The organism is Ruegeria sp. BC3, assembly GCF_056539265.1.
On the sequence record NZ_JBQFUP010000004.1, the window covers coordinates 55,425 to 78,789 of the forward strand.

The window sequence follows — 23,365 nt, forward strand, 5'->3', positions numbered from 1 at the left end:
TCAGTCCTGCCCAGCTGACAGATTGACCAGTTCAAGCACGGACGGCCCAAGCGCTTCGACAATCCGGGCCACGCCCTCTTTGTTGGGGTGAATTCCATCGGGCTGCATGTACTGCCGAACCGCGTTGGGGTCGCCATTTGGTTGCAGCCCCTCAAAGAAGCTTTCTGCAAACAGCAACTGATACTCACGCGCCAGATCCGGGTACATCGCATCAAAAGCCTGCTTGTAGTCGTCCCCGTAGTTTCCCGGTGCCTGCATGCCAATCAGCAGAACGTCGACATTAGAACCCCGTGCGGATTGAACAATTGTTTCAAGGTTCGCGCGCGACACCGCAGGATCAATCCCACGCAGTAGGTCATTGCCACCCAGTGCCACGATCATCCCATCAACCTCCGGCGTCAGGGTCCAATCCACGCGCGCCGCGCCTCCAGCTGTGGTATCACCGGACACGCCCGCGTTGATCAACCGAACGTCCGCGCCCTGGCTCTTTAGCCATTGATCCAGCTGAGGTACAAACCCATCCTGTTCCGGCAAACCATATCCTTGCGTGAGCGAGTCCCCCAATGCCGCGATCACCACCGGCTCGGCTGTGGCGGCAAAGCCGCAGAACACAAACAGCACCGACATCAAGGCCTTGCGCATTTTTTGAACCGCTCCATATCCCAATTGACCGCCCCCTTTCTGGAAAGACCCATGACGACACCTGTTCTTTCGCTTAAAAATGCCGCTTTGTCGCTGGATGGCAATGCTGGACGGGTCGATATCCTGCATGAGGTTAACCTGACCGTCCAAAAAGGTGAAACGCTGGGGCTGGTTGGACCGTCCGGGTCGGGCAAATCCTCGCTCTTGATGCTAATGGGCGGTCTGGAACAGGCGACCGGCGGAACGATAACGGCGCTCGGCCAGAACCTGACCGATATGGACGAGGACGCTCTGGCCCGTTTTCGACGCAATGCCATGGGCGTTGTGTTTCAGAACTTCCACCTGATCCCGACCATGACGGCGCTGGAAAACGTGGCGACGCCTTTGGAGTTGGCAGGTCAGAAAGATGCGTTTCAACGGGCCGAGGCAGAATTGGATGCAGTCGGGCTGTCCCACCGGCGTGACCACTACCCGGCGCAATTGTCAGGCGGTGAACAACAGCGTGTAGCACTTGCAAGGGCGGCGGCTCCGCGTCCGCAGATATTGCTTGCGGATGAACCCACCGGAAACCTTGATGAAACGAACGGCGCGGCCATTGTGGACTTACTGTTTGGCCTGCGGGACCGACACGGAGCGACTTTGGTGCTGGTGACGCACAGCCATAGCCTAGCGCGCAGATGCGACAGGGTTGTTCGTTTGCGTGACGGGCGTATCTCGGAAGACAGTCAGCAAGAGGCGGCAGAATGAGCCTTCGGCTGGCCGGGCGGCTGGCACGCCGGGAACTTCGGGGCGGTCTGCGCGGGTTTCGCGTTTTTCTCGCCTGTCTCGCGCTTGGGGTCGCGGCGATCGCGGCTGTCGGCTCGGTCCGCCACGCGATACAGGCCGGCCTGACCGAAGAGGGCGCGGCGCTGCTGGGCGGGGACGCCCAGTTGGAATTCACCTATCGCTTTGCAACTGATGAAGAGCGCAGCTGGATGGACCAAACCGGGATTGATGTCTCGGAGGTGGTTGATTTCAGATCTATGGCCGTGGCCGGTCAGGGCGACCAGACGCAGCGCGCGCTGACGCAGGTCAAGTCGGTCGATGACGCTTATCCGCTGCTGGGCACACCGGTTCTGGACCCTCAGATGCCTCTGTCGACGGCCCTTGGCGCGCAGCAAGGTCTACCCGGCGCGGTTATGGACCCTGCACTGATTGACAGGTTGGGCTTATCCGTCGGAAATCAGTTTGCGCTAGGAACGCAGGACTTCGTTCTGACAGCTGCACTGATCCATGAACCCGACGGGGCCGCTGATGGCTTTGGTCTGGGCCCCCGCACACTTGTTCGGACCGAGGATTTGCAAGCCTCGGGACTGTTGGCCCCCGGCACCTTGTTTTCAACCAAGTACCGCCTGGCCCTGCCCCAAGGCACCAATTTGGCAGGCCTGTCTATGGAAGCCCGCGAGAATTTCGAGGGCACCGGCATGCGTTGGACCGATGCGCGTAATGGCGCACCCGGTATTGCCGAATTTGTCGGGCGGCTCAGCGCGTTTCTGGTGCTGGTGGGTTTGTCTGGCCTTGCGGTCGGTGGCATCGGCGTTTCGGCAGCGGTACGCGCCTATCTGTCCCAAAAGACCGAGACCATTGCAACACTGCGCACGCTGGGTGCAGACAGAGCGACGATATTTCAAACCTACATGATCCAGATCGGCGTCTTGTCCGCAGTCGGTATCCTGCTGGGCCTGGCTCTAGGTGGGCTACTCCCGTTGCTTTTGGCCCCGGTGATTGAGGCCAGCCTACCGGTCCCTGCCGTATTCTCGCTTTATACCGCTCCGCTGGCCGAAGCCGCCCTATATGGCTTGCTGACAGCATTCCTGTTTACGCTTTGGCCCCTTGCACGCACCGAAGACGTGCGCGCAGCGACCTTGTTTCGCGACGCGCTGACCTCGGCCCAAGCACTTCCCCGAGGCGTTTACCTGGCAGCCACCGGCCTTGGACTGGCTTTGCTGATCGCGTCGGCGGCCTGGTTCAGCGGCTCGGCCCGGCTGACACTCTGGACTGCCGGAGGGTTGGTGGGCGCGCTCCTCCTTCTTTCGCTCGCCGCGTTCGCTGTGCGAAAGCTGGCCCGCGTCAGTGCCCCATCGGCGCGTGGGCGCCCGGCCTTACGCTGGGCCTTATCCGCCATTTCCGACCCGCGCGAGGGCGCTGCATCCGTGGTGTTATCTCTGGGGCTGGGGCTTTCAGTCTTGGCTGCCGTCGGACAAATCGACGGCACCTTGCGCAACGCAATTTCCGGGAACCTGCCGGATGTCGCGCCATCTTATTTCTTTGTCGACATTCAAAAGGACCAGATGCCGGGATTTTCCGAGCGGCTGACCTCGGACCCAGCCGTCAGCCGGATCGAAAGCGCGCCAATGCTGCGCGGGATCATCACGCAGATCAACGGTCAGCCCGCGCGCGAGGTGGCAGGTGACCACTGGGTTCTGGATGGCGACCGCGGTGTGACCTATTCTGTGTTGCCGCCAGAAAATGCGCGTATCACGTCGGGCGAATGGTGGGCTGAAGATTATTCCGGTAAGCCCCAAGTGAGTTTCGCCGCCGAAGAAGCCGAAGAAATGGGCCTCAAACTGGGCGATCAGTTGACGGTGAACATTTTGGGCCGGGACATCACTGCAGAGCTTACATCGACACGCGAGGTCGACTTTTCAAATGCGGGAATGGGCTTCATCATGTCCATGAACCCGTCTGCCCTTGCCGGTGCACCGCACAGCTTTATCGCGACGGTCTATGCCGAAGAAGAAGCTGAAACCGCGATCCTTCGCGATCTGGCGGGGCAGTTTCCCAACATCACCGGGATCCGGGTTCGCGACGCGATAGACCGTGTCTCGGGCCTGTTGGCGGGCATCGCCGCCGCCACATCTTATGGAGCGGGGATTTCCCTTTTGACAGGTTTCCTGGTTCTGATCGGTGCTGCAGCAGCCGGAGAACCAGCCCGCCGCTATGAGGCTGCGGTTCTCAAAACGCTCGGGGCTGACCGGCGGCGCATCCTGTTCAGCTTTGCCTTGCGCGCCATCCTGTTGGGCGCGGCCGCTGGTGGCGTGGCCTTGTTGACCGGCATCTTGGGCGGCTGGGCCGTGGCCAAATACATCTTCGACACCAGTTTCTCGGTCATCTGGCCGTCAGCCATTGGCATCGTTGTGGCCGGCATCATCGTGACGCTTGGCGCCGGGTTGATCTTCGCCTTACGCCCCTTGGCCGTTCGTCCGGCCCGCATCCTGCGCGCCAGCGATTAACCCACGCGCGCGCAGGCCACAGGTTGCAAGATCTGAAGCAACTGATCGTTGTTACATACAAGAGCATCCAAGGTGATATCGTCCAGCGAGGCATAAAACAACTCGGCCGCGTCCTGCAGCGCAAGACGTAACCGGCAGGCGTCGGTCAACGGGCAAGTGTTATCGGCATCCGCAAAACACTCGGCCAGCGGCAGATTTCCTTCGACATCGCGGAACACCGACCCGATGCGAATTTGGCCGGCAGGCCGCGCCAGCATCATCCCGCCGTTGCGACCGCGCTGGGTGCTGAGATAGTCCAGCTGGCTCAGTTGATTGATCACCTGCGCCAAGTGATTTTCCGAGATATTGCACACTTCGGCGATCTCTGACTTGGTGACCAGCCTGTCCTGATGAGCCGCACAATACATCAGCAGGCGCACCGCTATGTTCGTCCGTTTGGTTATCCGCATCGTGACCTCCCAAAATTCCAGATGCGACCTTATTGCATGTTCGGCAAAAAACCGGTTTGACATACATCAATCGTCACGAAAGGACGCTGAGGCAAATGGCAGACCCCTATTTCTTTGGCTATGGCAGCCTTGTGAACCTGTCGACGCACGACTTTCCCGACCCGCGACCGGCCCTGCTGAAGGGGTGGCGACGCGCCTGGAGGCACACCGATCTACGTCCGGTCGCCTTTCTGACCGCGGTGCCCGATGCTGCATCCGAAATCGAAGGCATGATCGCGCATGTCCCCAAAAACGATTGGGTCGCCTTGGACGAACGGGAGTGGGCCTATGACCGGGTGCCCGCGACACAGTCTATTACGCATCCACTGAAACATGAGGTCGAGATTGCCGTCTACGCCGTGCCGCACGACAAGCACAATGCGCCGAGCAATCATCACCCCTTGCTGCTCAGTTACATTGACGTTGTGGTTCAGGGGTATTTGCGCGCGTTTGGGGAAGAGGGCGCGGATCGTTTCTTTGAGACCACCGACGGTTGGGACGCACCGATCCTGAACGACCGGGCCGAGCCTCGGTATCCGCGTCACCAACAATTGAAACGCACCGAGACGGAATTCGTAGATGACCGGCTCAACCGGATCGCGGCGCGGATCGTGCAGACCGCATAGAAAAAGGCGGGACCGCTAGACCCCGCCTTTCCGAATGCATGTCCTGAAACGATCAGGCCTTGGCGCGGATCACCTGCAACAGCGGCAGCAGGGCGGCCATCTCGGGCCCACGCTCCATCCCAGTCAGCGCCTTGCGCAACGGCATGAACAGACCCTTGCCTTTACGGCCCGTGGCTTCCTTGACCGCGCTGGTCCATTTGCCCCATGTATCCCCGTCAAAGGGGCCTTCGGGCAGAAGAGCGATGGCTTCGGCAATAAAGTCGCGATCCTCATCCGCAATAAGCGGCTCGGCGCCATCGCGGCACAGCTCCCACCAACCTTTGAGGTCGGCCAGAGTGGTGATGTTCTCGCGGGCCATTGCCCAGAACGGCTCGGCCAGATCAGCGGGCACGCCTGCTTCTGCCACGGCATCAGCTACATCGGCCAGCGGCAGCGACTGCAGGTGCTTTGCGGTCAGCGGGAACAGATCCTGCACGTCGAACTTTGTAGGTGCAGCACCGAACCGGCCAATATCGAACCCGTCAATCAACTCGGCCATTTCCGAGCGCAGTTCGACCGGATCAGACGAGCCCAAACGCGCCATTAGGCTCAGCAGAGCCATCGGTTGGACGCCTTGCTCGCGCAGATCACGCAGGGCGAGCGTACCCAGACGTTTCGACAGCGCCTCGCCTTGCGGGCCGGTCAGCAACGAATGGTGGGCAAAGCGCGGACATGTGCCGCCCAGCGCCTCGATAATCTGAATCTGGGTAGCCGTGTTGGTCACGTGATCCGAGCCGCGCACCACGTCCGTCACACCCATCTCGGTGTCATCGACAACCGACGCAATTGTATAAAGAACCTGACCGTCACCACGGATCAGCACCGGGTCCGAAACCGATGACGCGTCAATCGAGATATCGCCCAGAATGCCGTCATTCCACTCGATCCGCTCGTGATCCAGCTTGAAACGCCAGACGCCGTTGCCACGTTCCGCGCGCAGCGCTTCCTTCTCGGCATCGCTGAGGTTCAGCGCGGCGCGGTCATAGACCGGCGGCTTGCCCATGTTCAGTTGTTTCTTGCGCTTCAGGTCCAGCTCGGTCGGCGTCTCGAACGCCTCATAGAACCGACCCATTTCGCGCAGCTTATCGGCTGCCTCGGCGTATCGGTCCAGACGATCCGACTGACGCTCGATCCGATCCCAGTGCAGTCCCAGCCATTCCATGTCCTGCTTGATGGCATCAACATATTCTTCCTTCGAACGCTCGGGGTCGGTGTCGTCAATACGCAGGATGAACGTGCCGCCAGCCTTGCGGGCGATCAGATAGTTCATCAGGGCGGTGCGCAGGTTGCCCACATGGATGTAACCGGTGGGCGACGGGGCAAAACGGGTGGTGGTCATAGGTGTCTCCTGTTGGCGCGGCTCTTGTCACAGGATGGCGCAATTGTCCAGCAAAGGCGTTTTGGATGGAAAGGGCCGGATCGAGCGCATTTTTCCAGCTACCCGGACCGCTGATCGCGACCTAAACAAAAATTAACACGTAATGTTCATCCACGCAGCCCATCTTACAAGTGTATAAACTGGCAACAGACTCGCGCAGACCTAGACTTATCCAATGGTGTTCTGACAGGGAGAACCAAAATGACCATCAAAATGACACGCCGCGCAGCACTTGGAAGTGCAGCCGCCTTGCCTTTCGCCGCAGCAGCAACACCGGTTCTGGCAGCCGGTGCTGAGACCAAGGCAAATTCGACCATCGCCAAATCCTTCTCGCTGGGTGATTTCACCGTCACCACTCTGCTGGATGGAAGTCTGCCGCGCGACGGTGCGCAGGAAATCTTTGGCGGCGGAGCTTCGGACGAAGACTTTGCCAAAGTTTCGGCAGACAACTTCATTTCGCCCGACATTGCGCAATTTTTCTTTACCCCAACGCTGGTCAATACCGGGTCGGAACTGGTTCTGTTTGACACGGGCCTCGGCCAGGGCGGCATTCAGGCCGCGCTTGCGGATGCAGGTGTCACACCGGACCAGATCGACGTTGTGGTCATCACGCACATGCACCCCGACCATATCGGCGGCATGACAACCAATGATGCGCCAACATTCGCGAACGCGCGTTATGTCACTGCATCGCCTGAATACGACTTCTGGTCAGCGCAGGATGCCGGCAACCGTGTCGGCGATCTGGTCGCCGCCAAGGTGACGCCACTGGCCGAGAAAATGACCTTCCTTGAAGACGGCGGTGAAGTTGCGTCCGGCATCACGGCCGTCGCAGCCTATGGCCATACGCCGGGCCACACGGTCTATCATCTGGAAAGCAACGGTCAGCGACTGGTCCTGACCGCCGATTTGGCCAACCACTATGTCTGGTCCTTCGCCCATCCCGAATGGGAGGTGCGCTTTGACATGGACAAGGCCGCCGCAACAGCATCGCGCCGCAATGTGCTGGGTATGCTGGCTGCCGACAAGGTTCCGATGATCGGCTATCACATGCCATTTCCAGGCGCTGGTTTTGTCGAAACACGAGGCGAGGGGTTTCGGTATGTGCCTGTTTCTTATCAATTAATGGGCTGAAAAGAAGGCGCCCTGACGCGCTGGGCGTCGGGGCGTTTTCTAGATCTATAATCCGCTTCATGCGGACATCGTGCGGACCGTGGCTTTGGTTTACCCCATTCCATACGGCCCACCCGGTTGCAGATCACCGAACACCCCCCACGCTTTGTGGCATGCGCCCTCGAACACCACATCGTCCTCGGGGATACTGTCCTTGAAATTGGGGTAGTCCATGGCCCGTGCCAGTTTCTCAATCATCATTGCGAAATGGTTGCGCGGGATGAATGCCCGGTAGCGATAGTCGCCTCCCGGCGTTTCGATTACCTCGCCGTCCATGCCGTAGTCGCGCAGAAGTTCGGCATCCTGCGCGCGGCGGAACCGCAGACAGACGCGAGAACCGATGTTCGGCCCGCTGGTTTTGCCGTACTCATCCTTTGCAACGGCAGAGAAAAAGCCCGAACCCTCGGGCGTCGAGAATGCTACCCACATATGCAGGTCCTCCTAATTTTTTGGAAAAGGGCGCCTTCGATATCAAATACAATATAGGGTCGTCAACTCGAGGCGGCTTACGTGCGCGGGCGCATGGCCTGTAGGCACAAACCCAAACCTCTAAACCCGGCAGTAGCTACGTGATGGTTGGAGACTATTCGTCGTCATCCAGTTTTGACTCAATCACCTTCTGTTGAGCCAATCTCTCTGGAAGGCGGTCGCTGATGTCTTTGAGCCGCTGTGTTGGATTGACGCTCATGCCTACAGTTCCGCTGTGGGTGTGCGTGATGCTAACGCCATCAGCGCGTCCGAAGGCTCGGTCCTGAGCTAGGGCCAACAAAGCGATTTGTTCTTTGCCAGAGAATTTTCCCGATACAAATTCGCCGTTCCCATCTATGCGATTGAAGAGTTCGTCCATCGACAAAAGATCATTCATGCGTTTCACTGCGATCTCGCCGTTCGACTGGATCAACTTTCTTGTCTCGGGATCCAGCTTGGGTCTCCCACCCGGATTACCAGAATGACCGGGCTTGAAGAGAGGTGTTGGCACAGTGGACTCCTCTGTTCTCAGAAGGTGAAGGCACCAAGAGATAAGTATATCTTTTGTATAGCATACTGGATACCAAATTGCGATCATTTGCGCACTCTATAGACGCACCAGGTAGGGCCGCATTTTTGTCTCTCTCTCAAATTTCCTAGGGATGCTGTACAAATGCATTCAGGATTAGCGTAGCCGTGGCTTCCGGCATCGTGGGCTGAACTGTTGTTCGCCACCTATTTATCCGAGAGGCTGAGGTAAGTGAGGCAGATTAATGTGTAACCTCTATTCGAATACGACCCCGGCAGATGCGATGCGGCAACTATTCGACGTCGCTGTAGAAAAAGACAGGCTCGGAAACGCGGAACCGCTTCCAGCAATCTACCCAAAGCACATGGCGCCCATCGTCAGGAAAGACGAAGACGGGGCGCGTGAACTCGTGTCTTTGTCCTGGGGGTTTCGAACGACCAAGAAATCAAAAAAGACTGGCGCCATCCTGCAACCTCATGCCTGGAACAATGCGCGGGACGACAAGGTCCTAAAGAGAGGGCTGTGGAAGAACAGCTTCGAAGAGCGCCGTTGTCTCGTACCTGCAAGTTCGTTCTGCGAGGCGCAAGGGCGCAATCCTGCGACATACCATTGGTTCGCGCTCAAGGGCTCCGGGGCTCGCCCACCATTTGCGTTTGCCGGGATGTGGCAAGTATCGCGATACGAAGGCAAAGAGGGCCCAAAAGAGGTTCCTGCGTATACTGTGATAACCACCTCAGCGAATGACCTTGTGCGTCCGATACATCCGCAGAGAATGCCAGTCATACTCCGTCCTAGTGACTATGAGGTCTGGTTGGATGGCAGCGCAGCGCAGGCCTTTGAACTGCTAAAGCCCTATCCCTCAGATGAGATGGATATCGTCAGATCAGGCATAGGAGAAAAGTCTGACACTAGTCTTTGAACGGCACGGTGATGGAGAGAGTTTCGATCAATGAATGTCTGCTTAACATCTCGCCTTGGACATCTGACCAAATTTGTCGGATGTCTGCAGCGAGCCCAAAGGAGCCGGACGGAATTAGAGACTCAATCAAAAATATCAAAAACATCCGCGCTGAGCGGAGACGCATGAAGTGTCGAAACTAGATATGGAACGAATGCGATCGAATGTCGCGGAACAGTAAATCGCGTAGCAACCTACGTTGTTCTTAATGTGCACGAAAACATGTTTCTATCGTCGAGCGTCCGGTAGACCTGCACGTTGACACCATCGAAGCCCGCGTTGTTCGCTAAGTGAGACACGTCACAGACAAGGACACGCGCAATGACCCATGACCTGACCGTTCGCCCCCTAAAAGAAACAGATGCGTCGGACTGGCGCCGGTTGTGGACTGCCTATCTAGATTTCTATGAAACCAGCGTCAGTGAAGAGGTCTATGCCACTTCCTTTGCGCGCCTGTTGTCCGGGAATACAGGGGAATACCGCGGCCTGTTCGCAGAGATGTCCGGCCGTCCCGTGGGACTTGCTCATTTTCTGTATCATCGTTCCATGTGGACTGTTGAGGATACCTGCTACCTGATGGATCTCTTCTGCGACGAGGACGTCAGGGGCCGAGGCGTGGCCCGCGCGCTGATAGAAGGAGTTCACGCTCGGGCTAAAGCGGACGGTGTGCCCACCACCTACTAGATGACCCAGGAATTCAATTACAAAGGCCGCATGCTGTACGACAAGGTTGCCACAAAAACACCCTTCCTCGTCTACCACAAAGACGACTGACGGCGCCCAGAAGTCCTTTTGCTCCTATCGCGAAACGATTTATGCAGGTGAAGTACCGGTCACATGCGATCGACGACAACAAAAAACTGGCCAAGACACCATGATCACAAAACCCAAATCTCACAGCATCGACGCCGCTTTTAACCGCAGTGCACTCAAAGGCTCAAAGATTGAACCGAGTTATTCTGGTGCTCTGAGTTTTATGCGCCGCAAATACACAAAGGATCTCGAGGGGGTGGATGTTGCAGTCACCGGAGTTCCGTTCGATCTGTCCGTGAGCAACCGTCCCGGCACCCGCTTTGGCCCGGAGGCCATTCGCAAAGCAAGCGCGCAACATGCCTGGGGCCCCGTCTGGCCATGGCGGTTTGATCCCTTCGATACGCTCGCGACTATTGACTACGGTGATTGTGTTTTTGACTGGGGCGTGCCTCAGGAAGCACCGTTGGCGATCGAGCGCCATATATCGGGGATAATCTCGAGTGGAGTCGCCAGCCTCGTTCTTGGCGGCGATCACTACGTCACTTATCCGGTACTTAAAGCCTATGCGGAGAAGTACGGACCGATTGGCCTGATCCAGTTTGATGCCCATCGGGACGTCGAGCCGGACGAAGGTGGACGTATGGATCACGGGACCATGTTCAACCTTGCGGTGCGAGAAGGAATAATAGACCCGCAGCGAACGGTTCAGGTGGGCATCCGCACCTGTTTCGAAGGCGAAGAGACCTACGGCATGAAGATCCTATATGCGGACAACGTGCATACTGCGCCCGTCGAAGAGATTGCAGCAACCATCTTGTCCATCGTTGGGGATGCTCCGACCTATCTGACCTTCGACATAGACTGCCTCGATCCGTCCACTGCACCGGGCACGGGCACACCTGTCCCCGGTGGGCTTACCAGCTATCAGGCCCTCGCGATAATCCGTGCCCTGAAGGGGCTCGATCCTGTCGGCATGGATGTGGTTGAAGTCTCTCCGCCATTTGATCACGCGGAGATGACCTCAAACGCAGCAGCAATGATCTCCGCCGAGCTGCTTTGCCTCAAAGCCTGGGCCAGAGGCGCACGGGCCGCGTCAGAATAGCGGATAGTCGTCGGCCGCTTGGCTCAGAGGCCGAGGGGCATCGCAGACGGCTACGTGCTATCAAGCCGTCTGCAGATTGCACCGTTCTGCCTATTCAAATTCAAACGTCCGGTAGTTCTGTGTTCCGAAGATCGATTGCGCCTTGAACTCGATGGTTTTGGAAGGGTCGTTCGGGCTTACTCTTTATTGGGCGGCGCACACGCGGTGGATCGAGGCTAATAGCCACCGTCACCATGTTTTGTAGACCTCTACAGCTTTGGCGGTCAAACGGTACCGCGCCTCGACATTTGAGGCTCCATCGTAAAAAAGCACATCGCTTCTGGTATCCTCGGCAACCAATTCCCCCTCGATCCAGAAGGCTTCAAAGATCGAGCTGAACGCGACACCCTGCGGGTAGGTCACGTGCACAATCTGGTTTGCGGGCGGGGTTGGCGTGTGAACGCAGGCCCCTGCGACAGGCACGAACAGGAACTCGGTTACTTTTGTTTCATCAAAGGCAAGCGGGACGACGTAGCCGGGCAGTCGAATGGATTGTCCCAGAAGCTCGAGATTTGGACCGCGACCGGCTTTGCCATTTTGAGCGATGATCTTTCGCCGCTCTTTCATCAGACCTTCAACGTCAACCTGATGCATGGAAAGGAGCGTAAGTGCTGCTTCGTGCCGTTCGATAAATACCGTGTCTTCTCGCTCGCGTGGTGTGGACGTGCGCCATTCAACATGTATGCGCATGGCATCGCGCAAGAATGGGCGCAGGTCGTCGAAAGGCGTTTCGCTCGGGACATGCGCGGGTCGCAAGTCCGGCCAGCCGATCACGCGGACGCCTGTCGATAGATTTGGTGGAGAGGCGCTCACAGGCGTGCGCGTTAAATCAAGCGGTGTTGCAAGCGGATCAATCGGCACGCCGCCGTGTTGCTGGCCTGCAATCGCGCTCTGCCATGCCTGCTCGACACTTTGCGCCGCTACCGGGAGAGATATCAGAGCGAGCAGAGCGCCAATCGCAAAAACTGACAGCGGCTTGTTCATCCCTCTGGCACCTTCACGCTTGTGACCGCCACGCCGCGGCGCAGTTTCTCATCGTCGCCTTCTTCCCACACGGGTTCCGTCAGCAGCTTGTCCGGTTCGCCGTCGCGATCAATGTCATAGACTAACTCGCCGCCCAGATAGGTTTGCAAGACTTCGATCTTGTGAAAGTCAAAGATGTTCTCTTCGGCCTGCATGCGGATATCGCGGTCGAGTACGATGATGTCTGCGAGCTTACCCTCTTCAAGGCTCCCCAACACATCGCCTCGATCCTGAAGGCGCGCACTGCCCAGTGTTGAGCCGTGGATAACCTCGTCGAACGTCAATGGCTCGCCTGGCATGACAAGACCACCGGGTGTTCCCATGGCCTGCCGTGTCATGCCGATCTCCATACCTTCCCACGGCGAAAACACCGGAGACGTCGGCGCGTCAGGCCCAAATCCATACTCCATGAACTCAGTCACGAGCTTGAACTGGTACATGCGCTCCAGAACCTCCTTCGGCAGGTTCTGACTGGTCACATTGCGAAAGTATTCCTCGGTGGGATCAGCCCAGTGAAGTTGAAGCTGTCCGGAAACCCCGAGCCGGGCCATGCGCCGTGCATTGTCGATCGAGAGATGGTCCACGTGCGTAAAAATCTGCGGAATATCTTCGCGCACGGGCTCGCCGGTTTCATGGGCATATTCCAGTGCGTCGAGCGAGCGGCGGATCCCGGCGTTCCCTTCAACGTGTAGCATCAGGGTAAAATCGCGCTCAGTAAGCGCGTCAAAGATCTCCGCCAGATTGTCTGGACGGAAGTTCATATCCGGCCGTGTGCCGTCCAGATACGGACCCTCCATGTAGGCAAAGCGCCCCGGCGTGCCGTCGATCGCGAACTTCACAGTGTTTGCATGGAGAATACTGGGATCAACGCCCGCATCCTCTACCGCGGCCCGCCGCATCTCTAATTGTTCGATCATTGCAGTATCGCCCTCGGGCGTGCCGGTGCCCCAGAAGACCATGGCCAACTCGTGCCTGAGCGTTAATTCACCTTTTTTCGCCAGACGGACATAGACGTCATCTGCACCCTCCTTGGAACCGGCGGCGGCCTCAGTTGCACCGGTGACCCCAACTGCGTTGAGCACGCGGGCGGCTCCAACGATCGCTTCTTCCTGTTTCTCAAAGGAATAGAGTTTGTGCTGTTCCACAAACCCCGTCGAAAGATGCGCTTTCTCCTGCAAAAGTCCGGAGGGTTCATCGCCTGCTTCGTTCAGTGGCATGTACCCGCCTTTGGGTGGCTCCCAATCAGCAGTGATCCCAAGGTATTCCAAGGCTTTTGTCGAATACCAACCGTTATGTTGGGTGTTGTCGGAGATCAATGCAGGGCGCCCCCCGACAATTTCGTCCAGTTCTTCCTTGGTCGGGTTCTGGAAATGCGCGTCTGACCAACCGCCGCCAATCACCCATTCATCCGGGCCCAGGGTGGCCGCGTATTCCCGGATGACTTCGACAACCTCTTCACGCGACGCATCGTTGTAACCAAAAAGGTTGAGCATGACGAAATGTGTCTGTCCAAAGATGCGTGTGTGCAAATGCGTGTCGATGATACCAGCCATGACGGTATTTGTGCCCGCGTCGACGATCTGGGTGCCATCGCCGGCAAGCTCGCGGCAACTGTCATCGACGAGCACACAAACGATCTTGTCGCCCGCAACCGCAACCGATCTTGCCAGTGGCATCTCCGTGTTGGACGTGATGATGTTTTCACTCAGAAAAACGATGTCGGCTTGTTGAGCAAGTAACGGCGACCCGGTCACGCCGATGGCTAACGCCAGTGCACTGTATGCAGCTTTCATTCTCAAGGGTTCCCTCTGAGTTGACTGATTTGAGAATGGCAAAAGATTTGATTTTGCGTCAAATCAATTGTTTGGCCAAAAAGACGCAGGATCTCACTCAATAACTTTGGCAATCTGATGCAGCGTATCCCCGGCGCACCGGACAAATTGCTCGCATGGCCAGAACGACACCGGTACCGTTGGATGCAAACAGCTTGCGCTTAGGGGCTGCAGTTAGAAAGTCATTGACCGGAAAGCCCGGTCTCTTCCAATCTTGCTCGCAACCCGAGACAAGCGGCTTTCCGGCTGTAAAATCTACGGCCGTTTTGTCCGCAATGCAGTCATTGAGCGTAGGTGAGCGAACGTCTGCCTCGAGCCCAGAGCGGCCGCACTCGTTAAAGCCATTTGGTTTGACAACGCCCCTATGACCAGTAAGTCTCGAAGAGTTGAGACCCGCCATTCTGCGAGACCCAAAATTGGCATCCTGAGAGTATTTGGGGAGAAACAGAAACAACATGTCACGCCGTTTTGCGTTCATTCAGGCAGCCGATCTGGTGGATTACTCATTAATGATGGCGCAGGACGAAAGCGCTGCAATCGACTTGGTCCATGAATTGCGTGACAAACTCTTCGAGCCAATTGTCGCAAAGCATGAAGGTGAAGTTCTAAAACGGATGGGTGACGGCTGGATTGTGGCCTATCCAAATGCCGCGTCGACCGTTCTTGCGGCTCTGGAAGTGCAGAGCGGCCTTGCGGAACACCCGAACACTCGACTGCGCATGGGCATCCATATGGGTGATATCGTAAAAGATGAAACCGACTTGTACGGAACAGGCATAAACATTGCTTGTCGTCTGCAGACCGAGGCGCCGCCTGGGGGCGTTCTAATTTCCGCCGATGTCTACAATCAGCTATCAGAAAAACAATGCGCGGGTTTCTCGGATGCGGGCAGTTTCAAGCTAAAGAATATCCCTCGCCCAATTCAGTGCTTCCAGTGGCGGCCAGATAAATTAACCGTCAGCAGCCGCTCCAACGAGGTGCCTACTATAGGAGTTGAAAGGCTTGTTGCCGCACCGCCTGACGAAGAAACCAAGGCTGCCGCTGAGGATTTGCACGAGCAGATTGTCTACGGATTGTCCCGGCGTACGGGGATCAAGGTGCGCGACATGTCCATCGGCACGACAGGAAGAACAACTTACAACCTTCGCGGCAGGTTCCGCCGGTCGGGTAACCGGGCAAGGGTCAATCTCTCGCTGGTGCTTCTTGACGACGCCGCAACGGTTTGGGCAGATGTTTTTGAGGATGAAGCCACTGATCTTTTTGCATTCACGGATGAAGTGGCTGGGGAAGTTGACGCAAAGTTGCGGTTGTTCGTCAACTCACTGGACAACAACCGTATTGGTGAAATCCCAGATGAAAATCTAAGCGTTTCAGAACTGCGCACCCGTGCGGCAGGCCTCTTTTATGAATGCACGATACCGGATCTTGAACGGTGCGTATCTGTGATGGACCGCGCCAGACGCCTGAGCCCTAGGGACGGTATGAGCCAATGTATGTGGGCCATTGGAGTGCTCCAGCGATACAAAGTGAGGTTCGAAGCTGTTGAAGGCGAAACTTTGGACGAGCTTTCGCGTGCGCTTGATCTTGCCGTCGAGTTATTGCCGCAAAGCGACTTCGCGTTCTTTGCAAGATGCATGTTTCGAAGCCTGACCGAGCGTGACCCCACTAAAGTGATGTCAGACGCGAAGGCGTGTTACAATCTCAGTCCGAATTATCCGCAAGCGCATATAGGGCTGGGTTACGCATATACTCTGGCTCAAGAGTATCAGAAAGCAGCCGCCGCAATACGTAAGGGTACCGAACTTCGAAATGACCCGTTCTGGACGTACCGCAGACTGCAAATGGCTGTAGCAGAGTATTGTGGTGCGGATTACGAAGAAGCAGTATCCACTCTGCGCGAGATGATTGACCTCAAGCCAAGCGTTCGAGGCTTTCGTAAGCTGCTTATCCTATCGCTTTGGCAACTCGGACACCACGATGAAGCCCGAAAAGAAAAAGCTTTGGCGGCTCAACTAGAAGACGGTGAGAACTTTTTCGTCCAAGAACCAATACTGCCTGACACTCACTTGTGGTTAAGAGAAGCGTTGGCCCCTGGTTCTGGTGATGTGCTGCGGTTTGTTGAATGACAGCTTAGTTCGCAAAACGGTCACTGCCATGTTTTCCGCCCACGTCTGCCCTAGTCAAAGCAGCCGTTGACGCTGGAACCTCTTCAAACGCCCAGAGCCCTCGCATTTCAGACGAAGCTAACTGGCTTCAGATAAGGGCCGATGCATAGTTTGCTGCAGAAGCACTATAAAGGGCGTAGGCAATCAAAACTAAAAGAACGAAAACTGGTCCAGCAATTTCAAAGAAAGCTCGTACAGGTGTTTGAGAGCTTTTCCCAACTGAGACATATTGGGAGAGATTACTTTCTGTTTGGAATAGCTTCCATTTACTCAGGTTTACCATATTCAACTCGCACAAAAACAACGGTTAAAAATTAGCACTCGTAGCCCTGATCGCATAAGGATATCGTGTTTTTCAGAGATTGTACGGCCCAGATGGCAAGATGAGTGCACATTCACGATCCAACAACACGCATTTTTAACCTTTGCGGGAATGTTTGGTGTTTTTAGACCATTTGGGACACCACTCCTCAAACTTCCAAACTTAGGAAAGACTTGTCGCGATCTGGACAATTGGAGCGTACTTTCACTCAAACCGTCTGCTTTGTCCGCAGAGCAGACACTTGTTGGGATTGCGTCAATGACGGCTTCGAGCCCTAACCTGCTAGTGCTGCGACTTACTTAAAGGTCTGCTTCCGTGAAACTTATCAGAATGGCGCGTTGATAGATTTATGTCCGCTGAGAATTGTCGTGGCGTATCGACAGCAAAAAATCTCTTTGACGACCAGCAGATTGATGACAGTTCAAGGGAACCCCGCGCGCATGTAGGCGATGATCTTCCAGATGTCTTCTTCACTCAGCACTTCCTTGAAGGCTGGCATGTCTGTTCCGAAGCGTTCGCCGCCCTCGGAAATTGTCCAAAGAAGATACTCGTCCCCCGACATAGGCATCTGAACGAACCATCGAAGGAGGGCGGGAGAGGGCACGAGCGAACGTCCGGCTTCACCGTCGCCCAAGCCCTCTGCTCCATGACAGCTTGCGCAGTTTTCCGTGTATAGCGTCCTGCCCTCCGAAACATTGCTGGGCGTTGCACGAATGGTGCTCCGAGCCCCGCGATAGGCTGCGGGCACACCCTCGTTCATGTATGTCCAGTGTCGCTGCATGCGTTGCTGCTGGCCCGGTCCCATGTTGCCATGTCCCCAGCCATCCATGCGTTCAGACCACATGTGGCCCGGTCCCATTGGCCCATGACCCCACCAGTCTCCTCGATGCTGTTGGGCAATGGCCACTCCGGCGATAGTGATAGACAAAACGCCTAAGGCAAGAATGCGTAATCGACTCCGTGTCATCTTCTCCTCCTTCGTACTGTTTCCGCTCGATGACTGTCGCCTCAGGCCGCTTCGTAACTCGTGAATACCTCGGTAGCGCCGTCCCGACGGAACAAAAACACATCGTAAGCCTCACGACGATCTTCCGGCCCCATCCCAGGCGAACCGAAAGGCATCCCAGGAACAGCAAGTCCAATGGCGCTAGGTCGCTCCTCCAACAGACGACGAATGTCGGCAACCGGTACGTGCCCCTCGATCATGTAGCCATCGATCTCGCCTGTATGGCAGGAGATCATTTTTTCGGGAATGCCGTTGTCCAATTTGTGGCGGACGAGCAGTGTTCCAAAGCTGCGCTCCTCGGTAACGCGAAAGCCTTCCTGCCGAAGGATATCGATCCAAGCACTGCAACAGCCGCAATTCGGATCCTTGAGAACATGGATGGAAGGTGTGTTTTGCGCAAACGTGGCAAATGGTGCTGTGCTGGCGAAGCCTGCGGCGTAAGTCAGTATTTGGCGGCGTTTCAGGTGCATAGTGAGAGTCCTCTTTACTTGCGACTCAATTGAGCAAATTTCGCATCATTCGTGATAGGTTGTCTTCATCCCCGGTAAGCATGCTGATGTTCTCCAACTTCCCGGCGCTCGGCGAGCGCTTGGCGCACGATCTGGAAAGCAGAAGAAAGAAACAGCGTTGCCATGATCGCTGCGACAATCAGATCTGGCCAACCGCTTGCCGTTCCCCAGACGCCCAAGGCCGCAAACATAACGGCCACATTGCCGATGGCATCGTTCCGCGAACAGAGCCAGACAGAGCGGACATTGGCATCGCCGTCTTTGTAGCTGACAAGCAACAACACACTGGCAAGGTTTGTAGCCAGTGCAAGAGCTCCGATTATGCCCATGATCTCAGCTTCAGGGACGCCGACATAGAAGACGCGGTATACGGTCGATCCGAATACCCAAAGGCCCATCAAAAGCAAGCTTACCCCTTTGGCCAAAGCTGCATTGGTGCGGGCGCGAACTGAGGCACCGATCACAGCGAGCGAGATACCATAGGTCAGTGCGTCGCCGAGGAAGTCGAGAGCATCAGCCTGAAGCGCCTGTGACTTTGCGTAGTGACCAGCGGTCATCTCGACTACGAACATCGTCGCGTTCAACGCAATGACGATCCATAGCCGCCTTTTGTAATCATCTGACACGCCATCGAACTTGGCGTCATGCCCACAACATCCTGACATTGGAAAGCCTTTTTGAATCTGTCTTGATCATAGTGTAGTGCCTCTAGTGACTAGAGGTTCAAGAGGTATTTTCATGTTTTCCATCGGAGAGCTTTCAAAGCGCACGAAAGTCAAAGTTCCGACCATCCGCTACTACGAAGAAATGGGGCTGCTGGCAGAGCCGGAACGTACAGCTGGCAACCAGAGGCGTTACACAAATGAGGGTCTGGAACGCCTGAGCTTCATCCGTCATGCGCGTGATCTTGGCTTCTCCATAGAAGCGATTTCTTCGCTGATCGAGTTGCAAAATCATCCGGACCGGTCATGCGAAGCCGCCACCAAGATTGCCGAAGGTCAGTTGTCCGAAGTGCGAGCGAAGATCAAAAGGCTAAAGGCGCTGGAGAATGAACTGAAGCGTATTGCTCAAGGATGCGACGGTCGTGGCGTAGTAGAAGACTGTTATGTCTTGGCTTCGCTTGCAGACCACGACCTGTGTGATCAAGATCACTGATCCCAAAAGCGGACATCAATTAAGTGATCATAATCGGCAGCTTCGTCCGCTGAGCAGTCGTTCAGATCTACTGCAGCGAAGGTCCGCATCGAGCTCAAAGCGGACAAGCACCAAATCTCATAATTTTCTCGCACCGGCGATAGCTTCAAACGTCGGTTAATTTTACCATAGTAGCAGGCTTGTTTTTTGCGCCTCGAAACCTTTTGGCGTCGGAAAAAGCGAGCGCATCCTGGCAACAAGTTCGATCTCACCATCCAGCATCTTTCGGACGGTGTTTAACCAGTTATTGAAAGTTTCAGATTCCCAATGATCCTGGACCGCGGCTTCGTTCCTGAACACTTCGTAGAAATAGAAACGATTTGGGTTTGTTTCATCCACCATAATATGAAACTGAAAGACTTCAGGTTCTTCACTGACAACATTTTGCGCTTGGAAGATGCTGGCGTCCAAAAAGGGCTGCCGATACTCAGGTTTTACGTTGATCACGAAGAACCCACCAAACATTGCATCTTCCATATTTGTCTCCTTCATTGATCTAAAAGCGGCGAATGTCGCAAATCACACCTGTCCTGCTGGATGGTGTTAATCTACAGCACTGCGATACCCATGAACCTAAGCGGGTATCCTTTCTTTATCTGCTTCACCCCATCCTAGCGCGCGAGCAAGTTCGTGTGACATTGTGATAAGTGTATGGCCAATCTTTTCTCGCTCGGAAGGTGTAAACACCCGAAGAGACGCCGTAGCGCCGATTGAAAGCGTCGCACCAACACCTGTCTTGGTCAGCGTTGTAGCGACAGAACTGATTCCGCGCTCGAGCTCTTCAACACATTCGGCATACCCTTTGGCTCGAATGACATCGAGTTCCGCGGCCAGATCCTTGGGGTCTGCAATCGTGCGATCTGTGTACTGCTTAAGCTGCCCATCCAATCGGTCTTGAGACAGCAGTTCAGGCGAAACGGCGGCGATTGCCTTGGCGCAAGAGCACGCGTGCATTGGTCGTTTGCCCATACCTGGATGAAGAAAAGACACGCCCGTCTGCGGTGTCTCCACATGAATAATCTCGACCCAATGGCCCCGTAGCCGAGACAAGAAAAACGCAGCGCCATAGTCATTCGCGGCGCTAGATAGGACAGGCGCAATCACTTGCAAAAGAGCGGGATCAGAGTGATCGCTCAACGTGATACGCTTTAGCCTATTCCCAATCGCGAACTCTCCGCGGGTTGGTGATTCAAGGAGGCCGGACGAAACAAGGTCTTGAACCAGCCTGTAGGCCGTCGGTTTAGGTATATCGGACTGAGCACAGATATCCGCTACGGACGCACGTCCTTTTTGACCCACGATTTCCAAAACCAGCGCTAATCGTTCGAGATGCATTTTTCTCACTTTATGATAACTAAGTTTTCGATATACGATACAATTTGGGGAATCAAGGGAGGAGCATACGATGGATGGACAATGCTGTGGACCGGGCTTCAAGAGTCCGCAAGAAGCCATCAAAGCCCCCCGCGAAAAGCTACTCTACACGATCGCCATCTACACCGGGACAGGGATCCAGAAACCTGATTACCTTGCTACAGTGGATGTCGACCCTGACAGCCCGACCTATTCTCAGGTAATCCATAGGCTGGAAATGCCGGGGATTGGGGACGAGCTTCACCACATGGGGTGGAACGCCTGTTCGTCCTGTCACGACGACGGCTCGATGTCCCGCAAATACCTGATCCTGCCGGGTGTACGCTCTAACAACCTTCACATCGTTGATACAGCCACTGACCCGCGTGCGCCGCGGTTGCATAAGGTCATCGACGGGGCCGAAATCAAGGCCAAGGCAGATTTATCGGGCCCGCATACGGTGCATTGTTTGGGCTCGGAAATCATCATTTCCTTCCTTGGAAATGCCAAGGGTGAGGCTCCTGGAGGCTATCTGCATCTCGACAAAGAGTTCAACATCGTCGGTCGCTGGGAAACCTCGATGGGCGAAATCAAATTCGGCTATGACTTCTGGTACCAACCACGCCACAACGTGATGGTCAGTTCCGAATGGGCTGCGCCCAATACCTTCATGCCAGGCTTCGATCTGGAAGAAGTGGGCCATCTGAAATATGGGCGGGAGCTGCATTTTTGGGATTTTGAAAAGCGCGAACCGGTCGAAAGCTTCTATTTGGGTGAAGACGGGCTGTTGCCACTGGAAGTCAAGTTCCACCATGACCCCGACAGCACGCATGGGTTCTGTGGCGCAGCTCTTTCGACCAATGTGATCCATTGGTGGCAAGACGATGCTAAAAAGTGGCGGTGGGAAAAGATCATCGACGTGGAAAACGAGATGCACCCCGAATGGCCGATCCCGTTGCCGGGGGTTATGTCGGCGATCCTGGTCTCGATGGACGACAAATACTTGTACCTGAACAATTGGCTGCATGGAGATATGCGCCAGTATGACATCACCGACCCGCATAATCCCAAGCTGACAGGCCAAGTGTTTATGGGGGGCCTTTTGGGTAAAGCTCCGATCGTTAACGGGGTCGAGGTCGCGGGTGGCCCGCAAATGTTCCAGCTCTCTCTCGACGGACGAAGGCTTTATGTCACGACCTCGCTGTTCTCGACTTGGGATAACCAGTTCTATCCCGATATCCGCGAAAAAGGCGGGGTTATGGTGATGATCGATTGCGACCCTGAAAACGGTGGTATGAAGATCAACGAGGATTTCATTGTGGACTTTGGCAAAGAACCGAATGGTCCATCGCGCTGTCACGAGAGCCGGTATCCGGGCGGTGATTGCACAAGCGACATCTGGCTATGACTATGTATACCGTGACGATCGCGAACAGAGATGGCGCGCAATACTGTGTGGATGCGCGGCGGCCACTTCTGGAAACGCTGAGAGAACAGGGCGTCGACTTGCCTTTTGGGTGCAAGTATGGCGGCTGCATTACCTGCGCGGCAAAACTACAGACTGGCGCGATCGATCAACGCCGACAGGTTGCGCTGAATAATCGGCAAATCGCGAACGGCTATGTGATCCTTTGCGTGGCACGTCCGACATCCGACATCACGCTTGAGATCGGGGTCGAGAGCCATGACAAGCTGTACCGCAATCCGTTTCTCGACCCTCTCAAACCCCACGAACTCAAGGCTGACATTGCGACGCCGAAGGAAGGTTAACCGATGCCCGAAGCAGATATCGACCGCATCTACGATTACGACCCCAAATACCTCGCCGACATCCTGCAGTCGGTTAAAACCATTGCAATGGTGGGGGCTAGCGCGGACAAAACGAAATTCAGCTATGGCGTTCTGCGACAGCTGAGTGAAATCGGCTATGATATTCTACCGGTGAATCCTAACCCGAATGTTTCGGAAATTAGAGGGCTCAAGGTCTACCACTCGCTGGAAGAGATCGACAAACATGTTGATATGGTAGACGTTTTTCGCCCGAAGGAAGAGTTTTATGCCTTTGCCGAGAAGGCTATCGCAATCGGGGCAAAAGTTCTTTGGGGTCAAATCGGTGTGTACGACGACAAAGCAGCGCAACTCGCTGAAGCGGCGGGCCTTAAAGTCGTGATGAACCGATGCCCCAAGATTGAACTCTTCCGCCCGTTTTGGAAGCCGCGCCTGGACCTAAAGATATGATGGAAATTCGATTGGTAGCTGCCTCCTCAACATCCAATAAGGGTGCCAATTGAGATATTGTGCTTACGGAAGAGAAGACAAATAATCCTGCCCGCTTTACGAAATCCGCATACTCTAAACCCAAGAATGGCCGTTTTGTATATAGAACCAACGGCCACCTTGTCCACGAACCAGATATTCAGGTTACATCCCAGCGCCGCGCAGCGGCGAACGGCAGCTTTGTGCGCTCTTCGGACCTCCGTCCCTCTTCCAGCCT

General features: G+C 55.7%; 24 protein-coding genes. 12 read left to right on the forward strand and 12 right to left on the reverse strand.

The window, feature by feature from the left end; genetic code table 11:
- Positions 1-642: an arylesterase gene (locus ACR0MV_RS12190; RefSeq protein ID WP_170427096.1), complete on the reverse strand. Its 642-nt coding sequence runs from the start codon at positions 640-642 to the stop codon at positions 1-3.
- Between the two features lie 51 nt (positions 643-693).
- On the opposite strand from ACR0MV_RS12190, the gene ACR0MV_RS12195 reads away from it, so the two are divergent.
- Positions 694-1,389, forward strand: a complete 696-nt coding sequence (locus ACR0MV_RS12195) for an ABC transporter ATP-binding protein (RefSeq protein WP_170427095.1) — start codon at positions 694-696, stop codon at positions 1,387-1,389.
- Positions 1,386-3,914, forward strand: coding sequence for an ABC transporter permease (locus tag ACR0MV_RS12200; RefSeq protein WP_480702302.1), 2,529 nt, complete (start codon positions 1,386-1,388; stop codon positions 3,912-3,914). The genes ACR0MV_RS12195 and ACR0MV_RS12200 overlap by 4 nt, the downstream gene beginning before the upstream one ends.
- Here the strand turns inward: ACR0MV_RS12200 and ACR0MV_RS12205 are convergent.
- Positions 3,911-4,363, reverse strand: a complete 453-nt coding sequence (locus tag ACR0MV_RS12205; protein WP_480702303.1) for an RrF2 family transcriptional regulator — start codon at positions 4,361-4,363, stop codon at positions 3,911-3,913. The genes ACR0MV_RS12200 and ACR0MV_RS12205 overlap by 4 nt on opposite strands.
- Positions 4,364-4,458: 95 nt before the next feature.
- On the opposite strand from ACR0MV_RS12205, the gene ACR0MV_RS12210 reads away from it, so the two are divergent.
- Positions 4,459-5,028 (forward strand): gamma-glutamylcyclotransferase family protein, encoded by a 570-nt coding sequence (locus ACR0MV_RS12210; protein ID WP_480702304.1) that lies wholly within the window; start codon positions 4,459-4,461, stop codon positions 5,026-5,028.
- Positions 5,029-5,080: 52 nt separating this feature from the next.
- Here ACR0MV_RS12210 and gltX read toward each other — a convergent pair whose 3' ends face one another.
- Positions 5,081-6,406, reverse strand: a complete 1,326-nt coding sequence (gene gltX / locus ACR0MV_RS12215; protein ID WP_480702305.1) for a glutamate--tRNA ligase — start codon at positions 6,404-6,406, stop codon at positions 5,081-5,083.
- A 240-nt stretch (positions 6,407-6,646) separates the two neighbouring features.
- Here gltX and ACR0MV_RS12220 point away from each other — a divergent pair, with 240 nt between their 5' ends.
- Entirely contained in the window at positions 6,647-7,579 is a 933-nt protein-coding gene (locus ACR0MV_RS12220; RefSeq protein WP_480702306.1) for an MBL fold metallo-hydrolase, read from the forward strand.
- Positions 7,580-7,669: 90 nt separating this feature from the next.
- Here the strand turns inward: ACR0MV_RS12220 and ACR0MV_RS12225 are convergent, their stop codons facing one another.
- Positions 7,670-8,047 carry a hypothetical protein gene (locus tag ACR0MV_RS12225; RefSeq protein ID WP_170757166.1) on the reverse strand — a complete coding sequence of 126 codons (378 nt, stop codon included), beginning with the start codon at positions 8,045-8,047 and terminating at the stop codon, positions 7,670-7,672.
- Between the two features lie 154 nt (positions 8,048-8,201).
- Positions 8,202-8,597, reverse strand: coding sequence for a hypothetical protein (locus ACR0MV_RS12230; RefSeq protein WP_480577845.1), 396 nt, complete (start codon positions 8,595-8,597; stop codon positions 8,202-8,204).
- 262 nt (positions 8,598-8,859) lie between these two features.
- On the opposite strand from ACR0MV_RS12230, the gene ACR0MV_RS12235 reads away from it, so the two are divergent.
- From ACR0MV_RS12235 to speB, 3 genes are all read left to right on the forward strand, one after another.
- Entirely contained in the window at positions 8,860-9,534 is a 675-nt protein-coding gene (locus tag ACR0MV_RS12235) for an SOS response-associated peptidase (RefSeq protein ID WP_480702307.1), read from the forward strand.
- Between the two features lie 360 nt (positions 9,535-9,894).
- On the forward strand, positions 9,895-10,257 hold the full coding sequence (locus ACR0MV_RS12240; RefSeq protein ID WP_367648811.1) for a GNAT family N-acetyltransferase: 363 nt from the start codon (positions 9,895-9,897) through the stop codon (positions 10,255-10,257).
- Positions 10,258-10,447: 190 nt separating this feature from the next.
- Positions 10,448-11,428 carry an agmatinase gene (speB, locus tag ACR0MV_RS12245; RefSeq protein ID WP_170418658.1) on the forward strand — a complete coding sequence of 327 codons (981 nt, stop codon included), beginning with the start codon at positions 10,448-10,450 and terminating at the stop codon, positions 11,426-11,428.
- A gap of 228 nt (positions 11,429-11,656) precedes the next feature.
- Here the strand turns inward: speB and ACR0MV_RS12250 are convergent, their stop codons facing one another.
- Together ACR0MV_RS12250 and ACR0MV_RS12255 are read right to left on the reverse strand one after the other, a co-directional pair.
- Complete coding sequence (locus ACR0MV_RS12250; RefSeq protein WP_254439355.1) at positions 11,657-12,451, reverse strand: DUF3299 domain-containing protein; 795 nt, start codon at positions 12,449-12,451, stop codon at positions 11,657-11,659.
- Positions 12,448-14,283 (reverse strand): amidohydrolase, encoded by a 1,836-nt coding sequence (locus ACR0MV_RS12255; RefSeq protein WP_170418661.1) that lies wholly within the window; start codon positions 14,281-14,283, stop codon positions 12,448-12,450. Before ACR0MV_RS12255 ends, ACR0MV_RS12250 begins: the two co-directional genes overlap by 4 nt.
- A 494-nt stretch (positions 14,284-14,777) precedes the next feature.
- On the opposite strand from ACR0MV_RS12255, the gene ACR0MV_RS12260 reads away from it, so the two are divergent.
- Positions 14,778-16,448, forward strand: coding sequence for an adenylate/guanylate cyclase domain-containing protein (locus tag ACR0MV_RS12260; protein ID WP_170756998.1), 1,671 nt, complete (start codon positions 14,778-14,780; stop codon positions 16,446-16,448).
- Between the two features lie 782 nt (positions 16,449-17,230).
- Here ACR0MV_RS12260 and ACR0MV_RS12265 read toward each other — a convergent pair.
- From ACR0MV_RS12265 to ACR0MV_RS12275, 3 genes are all read right to left on the reverse strand, one after another.
- Positions 17,231-17,776, reverse strand: coding sequence for a c-type cytochrome (locus ACR0MV_RS12265; RefSeq protein WP_170650554.1), 546 nt, complete (start codon positions 17,774-17,776; stop codon positions 17,231-17,233).
- 41 nt (positions 17,777-17,817) lie between these two features.
- Positions 17,818-18,285 carry a DUF411 domain-containing protein gene (locus ACR0MV_RS12270; protein ID WP_170343049.1) on the reverse strand — a complete coding sequence of 156 codons (468 nt, stop codon included), beginning with the start codon at positions 18,283-18,285 and terminating at the stop codon, positions 17,818-17,820.
- 65 nt (positions 18,286-18,350) lie between these two features.
- Entirely contained in the window at positions 18,351-18,989 is a 639-nt protein-coding gene (locus ACR0MV_RS12275; protein ID WP_170343051.1) for a cation efflux transmembrane domain-containing protein, read from the reverse strand.
- A gap of 73 nt (positions 18,990-19,062) precedes the next feature.
- Here ACR0MV_RS12275 and ACR0MV_RS12280 point away from each other — a divergent pair, with 73 nt between their 5' ends.
- Positions 19,063-19,479, forward strand: coding sequence for a MerR family transcriptional regulator (locus ACR0MV_RS12280; protein WP_170343053.1), 417 nt, complete (start codon positions 19,063-19,065; stop codon positions 19,477-19,479).
- 162 nt (positions 19,480-19,641) lie between these two features.
- Here the strand turns inward: ACR0MV_RS12280 and ACR0MV_RS12285 are convergent, their stop codons facing one another.
- Together ACR0MV_RS12285 and ACR0MV_RS12290 are read right to left on the reverse strand one after the other, a co-directional pair.
- Positions 19,642-19,995, reverse strand: a complete 354-nt coding sequence (locus tag ACR0MV_RS12285; protein ID WP_170789612.1) for a putative quinol monooxygenase — start codon at positions 19,993-19,995, stop codon at positions 19,642-19,644.
- Between the two features lie 96 nt (positions 19,996-20,091).
- On the reverse strand, positions 20,092-20,853 hold the full coding sequence (locus ACR0MV_RS12290; protein WP_171181690.1) for an IclR family transcriptional regulator: 762 nt from the start codon (positions 20,851-20,853) through the stop codon (positions 20,092-20,094).
- 70 nt (positions 20,854-20,923) lie between these two features.
- Here ACR0MV_RS12290 and ACR0MV_RS12295 point away from each other — a divergent pair, with 70 nt between their 5' ends.
- Genes ACR0MV_RS12295 through ACR0MV_RS12305 form a run of 3 tightly spaced genes read left to right on the forward strand, consistent with a single transcriptional unit; the run spans position 20,924 to position 23,109 of the window.
- Complete coding sequence (locus ACR0MV_RS12295; protein ID WP_171181688.1) at positions 20,924-22,279, forward strand: selenium-binding family protein; 1,356 nt, start codon at positions 20,924-20,926, stop codon at positions 22,277-22,279.
- Positions 22,276-22,641 carry a 2Fe-2S iron-sulfur cluster-binding protein gene (locus tag ACR0MV_RS12300; protein ID WP_010437915.1) on the forward strand — a complete coding sequence of 122 codons (366 nt, stop codon included), beginning with the start codon at positions 22,276-22,278 and terminating at the stop codon, positions 22,639-22,641. The genes ACR0MV_RS12295 and ACR0MV_RS12300 overlap by 4 nt, the downstream gene beginning before the upstream one ends.
- 3 nt (positions 22,642-22,644) lie before the next feature.
- Entirely contained in the window at positions 22,645-23,109 is a 465-nt protein-coding gene (locus ACR0MV_RS12305) for a CoA-binding protein (protein WP_170754812.1), read from the forward strand.
- Positions 23,110-23,365 lie beyond the last annotated feature (256 nt).

Bases quoted from the DNA above. Each gene is read 5' to 3' on its own strand.
- ACR0MV_RS12260 (WP_170756998.1), top strand. From the start codon at position 14,778: ATGTCACGCCGTTTTGCGTTCATTCAGGCAGCCGATCTGGTGGATTAC.
- ACR0MV_RS12220 (WP_480702306.1), top strand. From the start codon at position 6,647: ATGACCATCAAAATGACACGCCGCGCAGCACTTGGAAGTGCAGCCGCC.
- ACR0MV_RS12275 (WP_170343051.1), bottom strand. From the start codon at position 18,989: ATGTCAGGATGTTGTGGGCATGACGCCAAGTTCGATGGCGTGTCAGAT.
- ACR0MV_RS12270 (WP_170343049.1), bottom strand. From the start codon at position 18,285: ATGCACCTGAAACGCCGCCAAATACTGACTTACGCCGCAGGCTTCGCC.
- ACR0MV_RS12280 (WP_170343053.1), top strand. From the start codon at position 19,063: ATGTTTTCCATCGGAGAGCTTTCAAAGCGCACGAAAGTCAAAGTTCCG.
- ACR0MV_RS12250 (WP_254439355.1), bottom strand. From the start codon at position 12,451: ATGAACAAGCCGCTGTCAGTTTTTGCGATTGGCGCTCTGCTCGCTCTG.
- ACR0MV_RS12225 (WP_170757166.1), bottom strand. From the start codon at position 8,047: ATGTGGGTAGCATTCTCGACGCCCGAGGGTTCGGGCTTTTTCTCTGCC.
- ACR0MV_RS12300 (WP_010437915.1), top strand. From the start codon at position 22,276: ATGACTATGTATACCGTGACGATCGCGAACAGAGATGGCGCGCAATAC.
- ACR0MV_RS12295 (WP_171181688.1), top strand. From the start codon at position 20,924: ATGGATGGACAATGCTGTGGACCGGGCTTCAAGAGTCCGCAAGAAGCC.
- ACR0MV_RS12195 (WP_170427095.1), top strand. From the start codon at position 694: ATGACGACACCTGTTCTTTCGCTTAAAAATGCCGCTTTGTCGCTGGAT.
- ACR0MV_RS12265 (WP_170650554.1), bottom strand. From the start codon at position 17,776: ATGACACGGAGTCGATTACGCATTCTTGCCTTAGGCGTTTTGTCTATC.
- ACR0MV_RS12190 (WP_170427096.1), bottom strand. From the start codon at position 642: ATGCGCAAGGCCTTGATGTCGGTGCTGTTTGTGTTCTGCGGCTTTGCC.
- ACR0MV_RS12200 (WP_480702302.1), top strand. From the start codon at position 1,386: ATGAGCCTTCGGCTGGCCGGGCGGCTGGCACGCCGGGAACTTCGGGGC.
- gltX (WP_480702305.1), bottom strand. From the start codon at position 6,406: ATGACCACCACCCGTTTTGCCCCGTCGCCCACCGGTTACATCCATGTG.
- ACR0MV_RS12290 (WP_171181690.1), bottom strand. From the start codon at position 20,853: ATGCATCTCGAACGATTAGCGCTGGTTTTGGAAATCGTGGGTCAAAAA.
- ACR0MV_RS12210 (WP_480702304.1), top strand. From the start codon at position 4,459: ATGGCAGACCCCTATTTCTTTGGCTATGGCAGCCTTGTGAACCTGTCG.
- ACR0MV_RS12305 (WP_170754812.1), top strand. From the start codon at position 22,645: ATGCCCGAAGCAGATATCGACCGCATCTACGATTACGACCCCAAATAC.
- speB (WP_170418658.1), top strand. From the start codon at position 10,448: ATGATCACAAAACCCAAATCTCACAGCATCGACGCCGCTTTTAACCGC.
- ACR0MV_RS12240 (WP_367648811.1), top strand. From the start codon at position 9,895: ATGACCCATGACCTGACCGTTCGCCCCCTAAAAGAAACAGATGCGTCG.
- ACR0MV_RS12205 (WP_480702303.1), bottom strand. From the start codon at position 4,363: ATGCGGATAACCAAACGGACGAACATAGCGGTGCGCCTGCTGATGTAT.
- ACR0MV_RS12285 (WP_170789612.1), bottom strand. From the start codon at position 19,995: ATGGAAGATGCAATGTTTGGTGGGTTCTTCGTGATCAACGTAAAACCT.
- ACR0MV_RS12235 (WP_480702307.1), top strand. From the start codon at position 8,860: ATGTGTAACCTCTATTCGAATACGACCCCGGCAGATGCGATGCGGCAA.
- ACR0MV_RS12255 (WP_170418661.1), bottom strand. From the start codon at position 14,283: ATGAAAGCTGCATACAGTGCACTGGCGTTAGCCATCGGCGTGACCGGG.